Origin of the sequence: Streptomyces asoensis (assembly GCF_016860545.1) — a bacterium.
GTDB lineage: Bacteria > Actinomycetota > Actinomycetes > Streptomycetales > Streptomycetaceae > Streptomyces > Streptomyces asoensis.
In genome coordinates this window covers 152,214-165,894 of record NZ_BNEB01000005.1, presented here as the reverse complement: position 1 = coordinate 165,894, position 13,681 = coordinate 152,214, and the positions used below count along the sequence as shown (strand labels likewise).

Annotated in this window: 14 protein-coding genes; 9 read left to right on the top strand and 5 right to left on the bottom strand. The window is 73.1% G+C overall.

Features of this window, described 5'->3' with window-relative positions:
- The first annotated feature begins 57 nt into the window (after window positions 1–57).
- The 3 genes from Saso_RS24045 to Saso_RS24035 all read left to right on the top strand — a co-directional run bounded on the left by Saso_RS24045 (window position 58) and on the right by Saso_RS24035 (window position 1,603).
- Window positions 58–378, top strand: a complete 321-nt coding sequence (locus tag Saso_RS24045) for a hypothetical protein (RefSeq protein ID WP_189921799.1) — start codon at window positions 58–60, stop codon at window positions 376–378.
- A 156-nt stretch (window positions 379–534) separates the two neighbouring features.
- On the top strand, window positions 535–1,263 hold the full coding sequence (locus Saso_RS24040; protein WP_189921801.1) for a hypothetical protein: 729 nt from the start codon (window positions 535–537) through the stop codon (window positions 1,261–1,263).
- 10 nt (window positions 1,264–1,273) lie between these two features.
- On the top strand, window positions 1,274–1,603 hold the full coding sequence (locus tag Saso_RS24035) for an MmyB family transcriptional regulator (protein ID WP_229901264.1): 330 nt from the start codon (window positions 1,274–1,276) through the stop codon (window positions 1,601–1,603).
- Between the two features lie 6 nt (window positions 1,604–1,609).
- Here Saso_RS24035 and Saso_RS24030 read toward each other — a convergent pair whose 3' ends face one another.
- Both Saso_RS24030 and Saso_RS24025 read right to left on the bottom strand, forming a co-directional pair.
- On the bottom strand, window positions 1,610–2,653 hold the full coding sequence (locus Saso_RS24030) for an SMP-30/gluconolactonase/LRE family protein (protein WP_189921803.1): 1,044 nt from the start codon (window positions 2,651–2,653) through the stop codon (window positions 1,610–1,612).
- Window positions 2,654–2,798: 145 nt separating this feature from the next.
- Window positions 2,799–3,755, bottom strand: a complete 957-nt coding sequence (locus tag Saso_RS24025; protein ID WP_189921805.1) for a helix-turn-helix domain-containing protein — start codon at window positions 3,753–3,755, stop codon at window positions 2,799–2,801.
- A 139-nt stretch (window positions 3,756–3,894) separates the two neighbouring features.
- On the opposite strand from Saso_RS24025, the gene Saso_RS24020 reads away from it, so the two are divergent.
- Together Saso_RS24020 and Saso_RS24015 are read left to right on the top strand one after the other, a co-directional pair.
- Window positions 3,895–4,431 (top strand): SRPBCC family protein, encoded by a 537-nt coding sequence (locus Saso_RS24020; RefSeq protein WP_189921807.1) that lies wholly within the window; start codon window positions 3,895–3,897, stop codon window positions 4,429–4,431.
- Between the two features lie 87 nt (window positions 4,432–4,518).
- A complete protein-coding gene (locus Saso_RS24015; RefSeq protein WP_189922191.1) occupies window positions 4,519–5,286 on the top strand; it encodes a class I SAM-dependent methyltransferase in 768 nt (255 codons plus the stop codon).
- A gap of 73 nt (window positions 5,287–5,359) precedes the next feature.
- Here Saso_RS24015 and Saso_RS24010 read toward each other — a convergent pair whose 3' ends face one another.
- Window positions 5,360–5,962: a DUF4328 domain-containing protein gene (locus Saso_RS24010; RefSeq protein ID WP_189921809.1), complete on the bottom strand. Its 603-nt coding sequence runs from the start codon at window positions 5,960–5,962 to the stop codon at window positions 5,360–5,362.
- Window positions 5,963–6,114: 152 nt separating this feature from the next.
- On the bottom strand, window positions 6,115–7,308 hold the full coding sequence (locus Saso_RS24005) for a serpin family protein (RefSeq protein ID WP_189921811.1): 1,194 nt from the start codon (window positions 7,306–7,308) through the stop codon (window positions 6,115–6,117).
- Window positions 7,309–7,519: 211 nt separating this feature from the next.
- Here Saso_RS24005 and Saso_RS24000 point away from each other — a divergent pair, with 211 nt between their 5' ends.
- Window positions 7,520–8,167: a tetratricopeptide repeat protein gene (locus Saso_RS24000; RefSeq protein ID WP_189921813.1), complete on the top strand. Its 648-nt coding sequence runs from the start codon at window positions 7,520–7,522 to the stop codon at window positions 8,165–8,167.
- 119 nt (window positions 8,168–8,286) lie between these two features.
- Here the strand turns inward: Saso_RS24000 and Saso_RS23995 are convergent, their stop codons facing one another.
- Window positions 8,287–8,877, bottom strand: coding sequence for a TetR/AcrR family transcriptional regulator (locus Saso_RS23995; RefSeq protein ID WP_189921815.1), 591 nt, complete (start codon window positions 8,875–8,877; stop codon window positions 8,287–8,289).
- A gap of 119 nt (window positions 8,878–8,996) precedes the next feature.
- Between Saso_RS23995 and Saso_RS23990 the strand changes: the two genes are divergently transcribed.
- The 3 genes from Saso_RS23990 to Saso_RS23980 all read left to right on the top strand — a co-directional run bounded on the left by Saso_RS23990 (window position 8,997) and on the right by Saso_RS23980 (window position 13,612).
- The gene (locus Saso_RS23990; protein WP_189921816.1) at window positions 8,997–9,905 is read left to right on the top strand and encodes an SDR family oxidoreductase; all 909 of its coding nucleotides are present in this window, start codon (window positions 8,997–8,999) and stop codon (window positions 9,903–9,905) included.
- Window positions 9,906–10,256: 351 nt separating this feature from the next.
- Window positions 10,257–12,899, top strand: coding sequence for a LuxR C-terminal-related transcriptional regulator (locus Saso_RS23985; protein ID WP_229901265.1), 2,643 nt, complete (start codon window positions 10,257–10,259; stop codon window positions 12,897–12,899).
- Window positions 12,900–12,997: 98 nt separating this feature from the next.
- Window positions 12,998–13,612 carry an RICIN domain-containing protein gene (locus tag Saso_RS23980; protein ID WP_189921820.1) on the top strand — a complete coding sequence of 205 codons (615 nt, stop codon included), beginning with the start codon at window positions 12,998–13,000 and terminating at the stop codon, window positions 13,610–13,612.
- Window positions 13,613–13,681 lie beyond the last annotated feature (69 nt).

The window sequence follows — 13,681 nt, the reverse complement described above, 5'->3', positions numbered from 1 at the left end:
GGCCCCGGCGGCCGCGGGGACCGGCCGATCCTGCCCTGAGCAGGCAGAATCGTCGCCATGGCCGAACACCAGTCACCGGAGACGACCCCCGACGGGCACTTCGTCGTCATCAAGGGGCGCCGATGGCGGGCCACGGATCCGTCCCTCCCCGAGGAGACGGCCGCCCGGCTGCGACGGCATCTCATGTCGGCCCGTCGGGCGGTGCGCTCCGCGACGACCGCGGGCGACGCGGAGGCCGAACGGGCGGCACGCTCACGTGTGCACCGGGCGAAGACCGCGTTGGGTGAGCGAGGCACCCCCTGGTGGGACCAGACCGAGGAGGAGCGCCGCCGCCGCTGGGAACAAGGACTCGCGAGCCTCGACGAAGAGACGCCCTGACGTCGTGACAGCCCCCGCGGGCCCACGCGCTCGCGCGGTCGGTGCACGGGACCCGATCCGCGTGCCCGTCAAGGGAGTTGGGGCCGGGGCAGCCACCGGCAGGGTGGGTCGGTAGGGTGCAGAACCTTCCCGAGGTCTTCACGGAGGTCCCCACCCATGTCCCTGTACCGGGCGATGCTGACGTTCGGCACCTTCGCCCTGTTCGCCGGCATCGCCATGCTCTACGACCACAACCACCTCGTCGGCGCCCTGCTGTTGGTGGCCGGAGTGGTCCTGGGCGTGATCCCGATCGCGAGGGGCGTCGCACGCGCCCTGGCCGGGTGGCGGCACCCCGGCGACGACATGGGCTCCCTCGCCGACCCGGTGCTGCGCGGGCGGCTGAAGATCCTCGGCGGCGTGCTGAGCGCACTGGGCCTGCTCGTCTTCGTCGCCGGGGTGGTGGTCGAGTCGCTGATCTGGGCCGCCAACCACGACGACCCGCCGATCCCGATGCCGGTGCTGATGCTCGCCGGGCTGATCCCGGCCGGCCTGCTCTGCTTCCTGGGATACGGCCTCGTGAACGCCGGCCGGCTGACCTTCGCGGGCGACGCCGAGGGGGTGGATTCCGGGTACCGGCTCGGCTGGATCCTGCTCGGGTTCTGTGTCCTCTTCGGCGGCTCGGTGACCGACCCCCGGCTGTTCTGGCAGGTCGCGGGCGGTATCGCGATCCCGACCGGAGTCGTCACGCTGACGACCTGCCTGATGCTGAGGGCGTTGCGCGAGCCGATGGCCGAGATCAGGTCGCGGTACTGGGACGCCCGCAGAGCCGCGGCGCGGGAGGAGGCGATCCGCGCCGGCCGGATCAGCCCCGACGGGCAGCGCCTGCCGCAGCCTCCCCAGCAGTGACCAGGCCCCCGTGACGGGCGGGTGGCTCAGGCGTCGCCGGGGCGGCCGGCACCCATGCGCGGGACGGCCGCCGCCCAACCTGGCCCGCTTCGTCTTCCTCGACCCGCGGGCACGCCGCTTCTACCGCGACTGGGACCGTATCGCCCACGATGCCGTCGGGAGCCTGCGCGCCGAAACCGCCCGTACCCCCGGCAACACCGACCTTGCCGATCTCGTCGGCGAACTCGCCGCCCGCAGCGACGAGTTCGCCGAGCGCTGGGACGCGCACGACGTCGAGTGCCACCGCAGCGGGCAGCAGCGCTTCCACCACCCCGCGGTCGGGGACCTCGACCTCGACTGAGGAGCCTTACCGCTGACCGTCGGCCCGCTCGTTCCGGTGCGCGAGGATCAGGTTGGGGTCCTCGCCGGTGAGCCAGCCCGCGCTGAGTACGTAGACGGTACGGTCGCGCACGGCGAGCGACGTCGGATTCTGGAGGCCGTCGGCCGACGTCAGCACGGTGGAGTGGCTCCCGTCCGGCCGTACGAGCGCGACCTCGTTGGACCCGTCGAGGGCGGCGAGCAGCCGGCTGCCGTGGCCGGTGAAGGCGATGTCGTCGATCCCGGGCATTCCGACGGCCCGGGTCTGGATGTGCCCGGCCGAGCCGTTCCGCAGGACGGGTATGCGCAGGACGGTGCCCTTGTCGAAGTTCGTGACCCACACCGCCCCCTCGTGGACCTTGAGGCCGTTGGCGCCGAGGAATCCCGTGGGCGCCAGCTCCGGAGCCGTCGACCAGGCGGTGGGCGAGCCGCCGCGCACGGGCACGCTCCAGACGGTGCCCCGCACGGAGTCGGCGACGTAGAGGGTCCCGGTGCGCGCGTCCAGCGCCAGCCCGTTGGGCAGACCGTCGGCGGGCAGCTCCGCGATCCGCTGCGGCTCGCCGCCCGGGCGCAGGCGCCATACGCCGGTGAGGTCGGACGTGCCGGTGGCGTAGAGGAAGTACAGGGTGCCGTCGTCGGCGCGGACGATGCCGACCGTGAGCGGGAATCCAAGGGCCGGGGTGCTGACCCCGCCGTCGGCGGGCTCGGGCAGGGTGGCCAGGATCCGGACCCCGCCCTTCGGGGAGACCCCGGCGATCTGGCGGGCCTTGGCGAAGGTGACGTAGGCGCTGCCGTCCGGTGCCAGCGCGATGTTCTCCGGTGTCCGGCCCTGGGCCAGGTCGAAGTGCGCGGCGATCCGGGCGTTGCTCAACGGGGCGGCCGCGGCTGCGGATGCGGATGCGGATGCGGATGTGGGGGACGGGGAGGGGACGGAGGCGGGGGAGGCCGAGGCCGCAACGGGACCGAGTCCTGCGGCGACGGCCGCGACCAGGGCACCTGCCGCCACAGCGGACACAGAGAGCTTCTTGAGCATGACGTCTTCCTGTCTTGTCGAATTGCTTGGTCGAACCGATTCGGGGCATGCGGCAGCGGCACGCCGACGCATGGGCCGGTGAGGTGCGAAGGGGCGGTGTGGCCTCGGGTGGTGTGTGGTGGTGTGTCGTGTGCGCGGTGGTGGATCAGCTGTCGCCGGCTCGCGGCCCCGGCTCGGGCCACGCCCGTTCCGGGGCGGTGAGGCGACCGCCGTACGGAGTGGTCCGCCCGGTGAGGGGACCGTCCTGCGGAGCGGTCGGACCGACGGCTTGGGCGAGCAGGGCGAGAGCCGCCCGTGAGGGCGAGCCCGCCGCTGTGGTGGCGACCACCACCACGGGCCCGGGCCCACTGCTCAGGGTCTGCTGGACGACGCTCAGCGGACCGACCAGCGGGTGCCGCATCTCGTAGGCGGCGACGGTGCACGCCTTGATCCGGTGGTCGGCCCACAGCGCGCCGAACTCCGTACTCTTGGCCGACAGTTCGCCCAACAGCGTGTGCAGCGCCGCGTCCTCGGGATGCCGGGCCGCGACGAGGCGGAGATTGCCGACCACCGCTCTGGCCTTGTCCGGCCAGTCCGCGTAGAGGTCACGGACGTGGGAGTCGAGGAACACGAGCCTGGCCATGTTGGGGCGCTGCTCCGGAACGCCCGGGGCGTCGGGGTCGAGATGCCCGGCGAACAGCGCGTGTCCCAGCCGGTTCCAGGCCAGCACGTCGGTACGCCGGCCCAGCACGATCGCGGGTACGTCCCCCATGACGTCCAGCAGTTGACGGGTCGCCGGCGCCACCCGCTCCGGCGCGGGCCGCCGGCCCCGGGTGCGCTGCCTGTCCACCTGGGCCAGCCCGTGCAGATACCGCCGCTCGGACTCGTCCAGCCGCAGCGCCCCGGCGAGCGCGTCCAGCACCTCCGGGGAGGCGCCCTGCGCATGCCCCTGCTCCAGCCTGGTGTAGTACGAGGCGCTCACGCCCGCCAGCAGCGCCAGTTCCTCGCGCCGAAGACCCGGCACGCGCCGGCGCTCCCCGTAGCCGGGCACTCCGACGTCCTCCGGGCTCAGCTGCGAACGCCGCGCCTGAAGGAAGTCACCGAGCTGTGTTCTGCCTGTCATGTCTTCGAGTATGGGCAGCCGCCGGGTTCTCAGCCTGCCCCGGCTGTGGATAGGCAGCAGCGGGACTGGCACACGGCGGCGCACACGACTGAAGTGGGATCAGCCGATCCGGCATCCCGCACGCAGCCTGGAGGACCACATGACCACGAGCACGAACACGAGCACGGCCGCGACCGGCGGTGAGCCCGCCGAGGGCTTCGCGGGACTGGAGGCGGCGGACTTCGCCTTCACCCGGCGCGCCTGGGTGGATGCCGCTCCCGCCCGCGTCTACGACCTGATCAGTGACGTAGCGGGGATCGGCCGGTGGAGTCCGAACGCGGACGACGTCGCCTTCGACCCGCAGGACGGGCCCCGGGTCGGGTCCTGGTTCAGCGGCCGCAACCGCAAGGACGGCAGGGAGTGGACCAGCCGCTCCCAGATCGTGCGGGCGGACCCCGGGACCGCGTTCGGCTTCGTCGTGGGCGGCGCCGAGAACGGGATCGTGCACTGGGAATGGACGCTCACCCCGCGAGGGCGCGGAACCGTCGTCCAGCAGTCATGGCGCCTGCTGCGGCTCGACCCGGTGCTCGGCACCACGCGCACCGACTTGGACGCGCTCGGCCGCTACATGGCGGACAGCGTCGAGACCACCCTGACCGCCCTCGCCCAGTGGCTGGCGCAGGACCGCACCGCGTGACCTGCGTCGGTCCGCCGCCACCGCCCTGGCGGGGATAGTGTCTGTCGGGTGAGCACAGACGACGCGAACCGGCGATGGACGCGGTCCATGCCCGAGGCCTACGAACGTCACCTCGTGCCGGTCCTCTTCCGCCCCTTCGCCGCCGACCTGGCGGCGCGGGCGGTAGCGCTGCGGCCCCGCGAGGTCCTCGAACTCGCCGCAGGTACGGGGGCGTTGACCTCTGCACTGCTCGCCGCCGCCCCGACGGCCTCGGTGGTGGCGACCGACCTCAACGACACGATGGTCTCCGCCGGATCGGTGCGCGAACCGCGCGCACGGTGGTGGCGGGCGGACGCCCAGCGGCTGCCCTTCGAGGACGCCGGTTTCGACCTCGTCGTCTGCCAGTTCGGGGTGATGTTCTTCCCCGACAGGCCCGCCGCCTACACCGAGGTGCGCCGGGTCCTGGCCCCCGCGGGACGGTTCCTTTTCAGCAGCTGGGGCCCGCTGGACTCGCACGGTTTCGACGCCGCCTTCCAGACCGCCCTGGAAGAGACCGTGCCCGACGGGGCGCCCCCGTTCCTGCGGGAGGTGCCGCACGGCTACACCGACCCCGAGCGCGTCGCCGCGGATCTCGAGGCCGCCGGTCTGGCCCTGGCCGCCGCGGAACAGGTCACCTTGGAAGGCGTCGCGGAGTCGGCCGCCTCGGTCGCCGCCGGATTTCTCACCGGCACACCGGCCGGCGCCGCCGTGGCGGCGCGCGAGGACGCGGCGGCCGTCCGTGCCTCCGTCACCCGGAGGATGACGGAGAGCCTCGGCACGGGCCCCGTGACGGCGTCGATGACCGCGACCGTCTACACCGCACAGCACCGGGCGTGACGGCGCGACACCGGGCTCCGTGACGGCGCTGCTTGCGGCCGTCGCGGCCGGCCGTCCCGGCTCGGGGACGGCCTCACGTCCGGGGCTGAGGCGCGAGGGGAACGGCGGCACCGAACGCGGCGCTCTGGAGCGCGGTGACGCGTTCGACGACGAGCACCAGCAGCACGGCCGCAGCGATCATCAGGGTCTCCGCCACCACGAGGAAGGCCATGGATCCCGGGCTCACCCGGTCCGCTACGAGCAGCGACACGGCGTGCGCGACCCAGGCGGCCCACCACAGATTCACCAGCGTCGTGTCCCGCTTCTCCGCCCACGACGCGGAACTCGCGCGCCCGATGGCGAGGACGCACAGGCGAGGAGCGACGAGGTTGACCACCGGGACGAACCACGCCCCGATCGTCCAGCCCCGGCTCGGTACGGACGCCTCGGGGGACAGCTCCTGCGCGTTGCGCCGGGAACGGGAGAGCCAGACGAGGAACAGCACGACCGTCGGCGTCATCAAGTAGAGGAAGACGCTGGAGGCGAAGCCCGACCGGCCCAGGGAGTCGTCCGTCCGGTGCAGATGGTGATCCCGCACCGACACCGCGCGGAACACGTCCGCGACGGCGGCCGCCGCCGTCGCCGCCTGCGCGGAGCGGGCAAGGAGCAGGTGCGTTCTGGGTGCGGTGCTCGTCATCTTCTTGCCTGTCCCGGAGGGGTGAGTCGCCGCAGCGGAGCCTGGGGCGGAGTGATCATAGGGTCGAGAAAAGGCGCGTGCGCACGACTGCCGGACGCTCGGCTGAGGTCGGCAGACCGCTCGGGTGAGAGTTGGTCCCACCGAGCGGGCGCTCACCACTCCGCGGAGGGTTCCTCGACGGGATCGGGGTCGGTGACCCAGCCGGCGTTGAGGACGAGGCGGGAGGCGCGGTGCAGGGCCAGGAATCCGAAGGGCCGGTCGAAGCGGGCCCTGATCTCGCGGACCCGGAAGGGGTAGCGAGGGATGCCGCCCGCGCACATGCCCATGGCGGTGACGGCCGCGGAGCGGAAGCCCTGCGCGCCGAACGTCGCCGTCATCGACTGTGCGGCTGCCTGGACGGCCAGTGGTTCGGCACTGATGCCGGGGAAGTGGCCTCGCGAGGCGTCCGCCGCCGTGCCCAGGCCGAACAGCTCGCGACGGGCGAGCAGGTCGTGGTGGGACTGGAGCGTGAACGGCACGGTGGACACGTGGAGCCGCGGTTCGCGGTCGGTGCTGGGGACGCGAGCCACGGTCAGTCCGGGCCCCGGTGTGCCGGTAGGAAGGTGATCGCCGGGGATCACCCGGCGGCGGTCCTGGAGGACGTCCACGGCGGCGGTCAGCACCTGACGTGCCGTCGCTTGCGGAGTTCCGAGGTACAGGTGGACGTCGATGCCCCGGGTGCCGATGACCTGAAGCTCGGTGAGAGGCCCCGCCGCCGTTTCCGCGACACCGACCCGGTTCAGGAGGGCGGTGGTCCGGAAGAGACAGGAGAGGTCTCCGCCGCGCCAGGGCCCGGTGGCGACTTCCGTCACGCCCGTCTCGAAGGGCCGTATCCAGTCGGTACGGAGGGTCAGGGCGTCGGCCAGCACCAGCAGAGTCCCGTCGTCCACGGCGACCGGCATGGCCTCGATCTGCCCCTGGGTGCACGTGGCCGTCCATGCGTCCAGGGCCGACTGGTCTGTGACGGGATCGCCGGTGAGCTGTCCGTGCACGTCGGCGGGCAGCCGGTCCAGCCAGGCCGGTTCGAGGGGCAGGGAGGCGCGGGTCCACAGTCCCAGCGCGGCAGTCAGGCCTGGCGTCGTCCCCAGGGTGGAGAGCAGCTCGCGTGCGGCCGTCGCGGCGGCGTCCGCCGTTATGCCGAGCGCGTCCGAGAGTTCCTCCCGGGCGGGGCCCGCGGCACCGTCGGCGAGGAGCCCGAGCAACGGCCACACCCCGGCCGCGGCGAACACCGTGCCGTCGTCGGGCAGACCCGCGGCCCAACGCCTGGTCAGCCCGTTGACGGCCCTGACCGTCCCCCGACTCGCCATGTCCGCCCTTCCCTCACCACCCGGTCCTCGCGCGAGAGTAGATCCCACAAGCACCAGGGGGCGACCGAATTGATCACCGAGCCGGATGCCGGTTGCCCAGGTGTCCGCGCGCGGTCTCCGCGAATGCGCGCCCCTCTGAAATCCCGTCTCCCGAAAGGAAGTTCGTCGATAGCCTCGGTGGGGTCGGCGGTCAACGGGGAGAGGGTGCTGTATGCAGGGGCAGGACTGGGTCGGGCGGGCGGGAGAGCTGTTCGAGGCGGCGATGTTCGGCGGGGACGCGTCCGCGCCGGAGCGGTCCGACGACGTGCTGGACGCGGTCGAGGCGCCGCTTTCCCTGGCGCGGGGCAAGGTGATGCACGTCCGCTTCCTCGAGGACCGTGAGGAGAACAGCCAGGAACTGGTGCTGTTCGAGCGCGCGGTCGAGCTGTACGAGCGGCTGGGGGATGCGTCGGGTCAGGCGGACGCGTTGTTCTGGGTCGGCTGCTGGCATCAGGTGGTCAAGGGGGACGGAGCCGCGGGCAGGCCGTACTTCGAGCGGTCGTACGCGCTGGCGCAATCCGTCGACGACCGCAGGACGATGTCCTACGCGATCCGCCATCTCGGCTTCGCGGACAAGGACGCGGGCCTTTTCGACCGGGCCCGCGAGCGGTTGACCGAGTCGGTGACCCTGCGCCGGGAGATCGGCTTCCGGGCCGGCGAGGCGGCCGGGCTGGTGGCGCTCGCGTACTTCGCGGCCGAGACCGGCGACCCGTCGGCGGCGTCCCGTCACCTCGACGAGGCCGAGACGGTCGCCGAGAGCTGCGGCGCCAAGGCCGTGTCGGGGTGGATCGAGCAGGCCCGTACACACATCCGCCCCTAGCCCAGCCATCGATCGACCGGGGAATGCTGGTCACCGCCACTTGTGGAGGCCTGCGACCGGCACATGGCGCCCGCACCCCCCGCACCCCGCCGCGCCGGCGTCCGCTGCTGCGCGTCGGTTCAGGACCCGCTCTTCGCGACGGGCTCTTCCGCCCCCGCCGTCACGGCCTTGAGTTGGGTCAGCGACTCGCGGAGCAGGTCGGCGAGTTCGCGCTGCTCCGTCGGAGCGATCCAGCGTTCGTAGCCGACCTTGAGCACGGCGACACCGGCCTCGGCGGCGAGCCCGGCGGTGGGGTCCGGGACGCCCCGGGCGCGCAGGGCCTCGGCCACGGCGGCGGACAGCGTCGCGAGTTTGATCAGCTCACGTTCCTGGAGCTCCGGGTGCGCGCCGACGACGGACTGCCGCCGCCGGGAGTCCTCGCGCGCCGGGAACACCTGCGCGATCGCCTCCAGCCCAGCGGCGACGACGTCGATCGGCGCGGCGGAGGCCGGCGCCTCGGCGACCGCCCCGGTGAACCTGTCCCGCAGCACCTGCGAGCCGCCGAACAGCACCTCCCGCTTGTCGGCGTAGTGCCGGAAGTAGGTGCGCTCGGTCAGTCCGGCCCGCCGGGCGATCTCCGCCACCGTGGTCTGTTCGTAGCCGCGCTCGCCGAACAGTTCCAGCGCCGCTCGCGCCAGACGATCCCGTGTGTTCGGCTCCCATCTGCCCATGGCGCGATCCTACGCGATGACAGTCCCTGACATCAGTGCTAGCGTCGATGACGACAGTCACTGACATCACTCGATGCCGTCCGACGGCATTCGACTCACCCGTGGTCTGAGGTACTCCCATGCGCATCTTCGTCACCGGCGCTTCCGGCTGGCTCGGCTCCGCCCTCGTCCCCGATCTCCTCGACGCGGGGCACGAGGTCACCGGCCTCGCCCGCTCCGACGCCGCCGCCACCGCGCTCTCCGGCGCCGGAGCCGAGGTGGTCCGGGGCACGATCGACGACCTCGACGTCCTCGGCACGGCGGCCGCCGCGTCCGACGGCGTGGTCCACCTCGCCTTCAAGCACGACATCGCCTTCACCGGCGACTTCGCGGGCGCCGCGCAGGCCGACCGCCGTGCCGTCGACACCCTCACCGACGCCCTGGCGGGCAGTGGGCGCCCCTTGGTCGTCGCCGGCGGCTTCATGGGCTTCCCGCCCGGCCGTACGACGACCGAGCGGGACAGGCCGTCGACCGACGCGTCGGCGTTGTCCGTGCGGGCCCTCACCGCCGCGGCGGTGCTGGACGCCGCCGAGCTGGGCGTGCGCTCGTCGGTGGTCCGGCTGTCACCGACCTGCCACGGAGAGGGGGACGCGGGCTTCATGGCGTCCCTCGTCGCCGTCGCCCGTGACAAGGGCGTCGCCGGCCACCTCGGTGACGGCACCAACCGCTGGCCCGCGGTCCACCGCCTCGACGCGGCCCGGCTGTTCCGGCTCGCGGTGGAGCGGGCACCGGCCGGCACCGTGCTGCACGGTGTCGCCGACGAAGGCGTCGAGATCCGCGCCGTGGCCGAGGTGATAGGCCGTCACCTCGGCGTCCCGGTGGCGCAGATCGCTCCCGGGGACGCCCCGGCCCACTTCTCTTGGCTGGCCGGCTTCATCGGCCAGGACCTCCCCGCCTCCAGCGCCCTCACCCGCGAACTCCTCGACTGGCGCCCCCTGCGACCGGGCCTCCTGGAGGACCTGGAGAAGGGCCACTACTTCGGCGCGTGAGCAAGTGGGCACGTCAACCCGTGAGCACGTCAACCCGTGAGCACGGCACGGCGTGCGCGGCGATGCGTCCGGCCGAAGGGGGCCGCGGGCGCCCGGTCCTACCGAGATTCGAGTACGCGGCTCTGCTGGCCGCCGTGGACCTGGCGGGCATGCGGGCGTCGGGTGCGTCGAGCGACGACTCCTCGGCGCCGGGGATCGAGTCGCGGAAGGCATGCGACTGAACACCTTTGTCCGGCAAGCCGGTTGGCCGTGCGGGCGGTGGATTTCTACGCTGGTCGGACGGGGAGTTTCGCGTGTCATGTCGTTCCGGGGGGAGCTGCGGTGCGGTATCGGTACGGACGTTGGCCGTTGGTGGGACGCGAGCGTGAACTCAAGGAGTTCGTCGCGGTGTCGCAGGACCGAAGGTGCCGGGGTTTCCTCGTCTGCGGGGCCGCCGGGGTCGGCAAGTCGCGGCTGGCCGAGGAGTGTGTGGAGTGGGCCGCGGCGAGCGGCTTCCGGGTGGGCCGGGCCACCGCGTCCGCTGCGGCCGCCGCCGTCCCGCTGGGCGCGATAGCGCATCTGCTGCCCGCGGGTGTGGACCTGGCCGACCCGGTCGCGGGGTTCGCCGCGGTCGCCGAACGACTGGCCGCAGGCCAGGAAGACCGGCTTCGGGTGCTGTTCGTCGACGACCTGCACTGGCTGGACTCGTCCTCCGCGGTGCTGCTGCGGCAGCTGATGGACGCCGGCGCCGTCCAGCTGCTCGGCACGGTCCGCACCGGCGAGCCGTACGGCGAGGCCGTCGCGGCACTCACCGGCGGGGACTCGGTGCGCCGGGTCGACCTGGGGGTGCTGAACTCCGCGCGGATCGGAGAGCTGCTGGCGGCCGCGCTCGGCCGACCCGTCGCCCGGCACACGGTGCACGAACTGACGGCCGCCAGCGGCGGCAATGTGCTGTACCTGCGCGAGCTGGTCCTCGGCGCGCTGGCCGCCGGAGACCTCACCGAGGACGGGGAGATCTGGCAGCTGCGCGAGGGCCGGCTGTCCGGCACTGCCCGACTGGCCGAGGTGATCGGCGCGCGGCTGACAGGCGTCGGCCTCGCCGGACGGACCGTCCTGGAGCTGCTGGCGCTGTGCGAGCCGTTGCCGCTCGCCGACGCCGAGTCCGTCGCCGCGCCGCACACGGTGGCGGCCTTGGAGGGGGCCGGGCTGATCCGTGTCGCCCAGGACCGCAGACGCACCACCGTGTCCTTGGCCCACCCTCTGTACGGAGAGGTCCTGCGGGCGGGAGTGCCCGTGCTGCGCCGCCGGGCCCTGCTGCTGGACCAGGCGGCGCGCACCGAGGCCCGTGGTGCCCGTCGGCGCGGCGACCCGCTGCGGATCGCCACCTGGCGGCTGGCGGCCACCGGCACCGCCGACCCGGCGCTGCTCACCCGGGCCGCGGTGCTCGCCCGACACTCCCACGACTATGCCCAGGCCGTGGCGCTCCTCCAGGCCGTGCCCGAGGACCACCACACCACCGCCACCCGCTCGATGCTCGGCGACGCCTTCTTCGAGATGGGCCGATGGGCGGATGCCGAGAAGGTGCTCGCCCGCGCCGACCGGCTCGCCGACGGCGAACGCGAGACGCTGGCGGTCGCCCTGGTCCGTACGACGAACCTGCTGTGGAGCAACGCCCCCGTCGCCGAGGCGCTCGCCGCCAACGACGCGGCTCTGGCCAGGATCACCAACCCGGTGGACCGCCGCAAACTCAAGATCAACGAGGGTTTCATGCGGATCGTGGCCGGGTTGCCCGCCCAGGGGCTGACCCTGCTGGAGGACCTGGAGACGGATGTCGACGATGCTTCCGACATCGACGCCTGGCTGCGCGGCGCCTGGATGAAGCCCGCCGGCCTGGCTCTCGTCGGCCGTACCCACGAGGCGGTCGTCTGGGCGGAGCGTGCCCACGCCGTGCACCGCCGGGTCGACGAGAAGGCCTTGGCCTCTCATCCCGCCTTCCAGCGCATCCCGCTCGTCCTCGCGCTCACCGAGGCCGGCCGGCCTGCCGAAGCCCGCCGGACCGGTGAAGCGGCCTACGCCGAACTCGTCGTCGCCGACTCGGTGGTGCGCGTGTGGGTCGCGGTCCTCCTCGGCCGCACGGAATGGCTGTCGGGTCGGCCGGTGACCGCACGCCGCTGGTGGGCCGAGGCCGCGGCGCTGGCTCGAACCTTCGACCACGCCATGGCCCTGCGCCCGGTCCTCGCCGGGCTCGCAGCCTGCGCGGCCGTACAGGGCGAACTCGAGGCGGCCGAGGTGGCGTTGGCGGAACTGGGGGAGTTACCCCTTCCCGAGCCGGGCCTGCTGTCCGCCGGCGAGGAACGCCTCGGCCAGGCCTGGCTGCTGGCCGCCAGAGGAGAGCTGGGCGAGGCCCGCACGGTGCTCATGGCCGCCGCCCGCACCGCCCGGGTCACCGGCCACGCAACCGGAGAGGCGCTGCTGCTGACCGATGTGGCCCGGCTCGGCGGAGCCCGCCGGGTCGCGGGCCGGCTCACCGAGCTGGCACGCGCCTGCGACGGCGAACTCCTCCCGGCCCGCGCACAACTGGCCCGGGCGCTCGCCGCCGACCACCCTGAACGGCTGCTGCGGGCCGCCGACGCGTGCGAGGCCGTCGGCGCCGACCTGCTCACCGCCGAGGCGGCGACCGCCGCCGCTGCCGCCTGGCACCGGGACCGCGAACCCCGCCGGGCCGCGGCCGCCGCGCGCAGAGCCGCCACCGCGGAGGCCCGCTGCGAGGGCGCGCGCACCCCCCTGCTGATGACCGCCCGCGCCGTCGCGGCACTCACCGCCCGCGAGCGCGAGATCGCCCTGCTCGCGGCGGTCGGCAACGCCAGCCTCGACATCGCCCGCGCCCTCACTCTTTCGGTCCGCACGGTCGACAACCACCTCCACCGTGCCTACGCCAAGCTCGGCGTCACCACCCGCCGCGAGCTCGCCCGAACCCTGGGACAGCACCCGCCTCCCGCCCGTCCGCAGGGCTGAGTAACGGCTACTCACGCCGTGCGCGGACACGAGCGGCACTCTCGTTCGTGGACACAACGACCACGAGCTACGGAGACACGGGGATGGAAGAGCCGAGGATGGAAGAGACAGCGGCGACGCGGGCGAAGACGGCGGCCGGCAGGACGGGACCGAAGGAGGCGCCGCGGGCGGACCGCAGCCGTCGCGGACGAAGAGCCCGGGGAGGCGCCGCACTGACCGCGGCGCTGGCCGCCGCCGCACTGCTGGCCCCGGCCGGCGTCGCCCAGGCCGCGCCCGCTGCCGCGCCGACGATCGTGGCCCAGCGGGTCGTCACCATCACCCAGGCGGACACGAACCGCTTCCTGGACGCGCACGAGATCGACAGTCTCGACTACCGGGTGGTGACCCGCCCGTTCCAGAACAACAGCACACAGCACTGGCTGCTGACCGATCTGAGCAACGGCCTCTCGACGATCCAGCAGATGAGCAACGGCCGCTACCTCGATGCCTACCAGGGTTCCGGCGACGACTTCCGGGTCGTCACCCGCACCGCCGAGAACGACCCGACCCAGGCCTGGGTCATCCTGCCGTCCACCAACGGCACCTACACGATCCAGGAGGCCAGCAACAGCCGCTACCTCGACGCCTACGAACTGCCCTCCCAGGACTACCAGGTCGTCACCCGGCCGTGGAAGAACGCGGACGAAGAACGCTGGCGGATCGTCAACGTCTGACACCTGACACCTGACACCTGACACCTGACGTCGGAGGTCGTGATCGATGACCTCCGGCGTCCAGGTCCA

Coding starts and splice junctions, on each gene's coding strand:
- Saso_RS24010 (WP_189921809.1), bottom strand. CDS start 5,962: ATGACGAGCACCGCACCCAGAACGCACCTGCTCCTTGCCCGCTCCGCG.
- Saso_RS24025 (WP_189921805.1), bottom strand. CDS start 3,755: ATGACAGGCAGAACACAGCTCGGTGACTTCCTTCAGGCGCGGCGTTCG.
- Saso_RS23980 (WP_189921820.1), top strand. CDS start 12,998: ATGGAAGAGACAGCGGCGACGCGGGCGAAGACGGCGGCCGGCAGGACG.
- Saso_RS24030 (WP_189921803.1), bottom strand. CDS start 2,653: ATGCTCAAGAAGCTCTCTGTGTCCGCTGTGGCGGCAGGTGCCCTGGTC.
- Saso_RS24045 (WP_189921799.1), top strand. CDS start 58: ATGGCCGAACACCAGTCACCGGAGACGACCCCCGACGGGCACTTCGTC.
- Saso_RS24020 (WP_189921807.1), top strand. CDS start 3,895: ATGACCACGAGCACGAACACGAGCACGGCCGCGACCGGCGGTGAGCCC.
- Saso_RS23990 (WP_189921816.1), top strand. CDS start 8,997: ATGCGCATCTTCGTCACCGGCGCTTCCGGCTGGCTCGGCTCCGCCCTC.
- Saso_RS24000 (WP_189921813.1), top strand. CDS start 7,520: ATGCAGGGGCAGGACTGGGTCGGGCGGGCGGGAGAGCTGTTCGAGGCG.
- Saso_RS24040 (WP_189921801.1), top strand. CDS start 535: ATGTCCCTGTACCGGGCGATGCTGACGTTCGGCACCTTCGCCCTGTTC.
- Saso_RS24015 (WP_189922191.1), top strand. CDS start 4,519: ATGCCCGAGGCCTACGAACGTCACCTCGTGCCGGTCCTCTTCCGCCCC.
- Saso_RS23995 (WP_189921815.1), bottom strand. CDS start 8,877: ATGGGCAGATGGGAGCCGAACACACGGGATCGTCTGGCGCGAGCGGCG.
- Saso_RS24005 (WP_189921811.1), bottom strand. CDS start 7,308: ATGGCGAGTCGGGGGACGGTCAGGGCCGTCAACGGGCTGACCAGGCGT.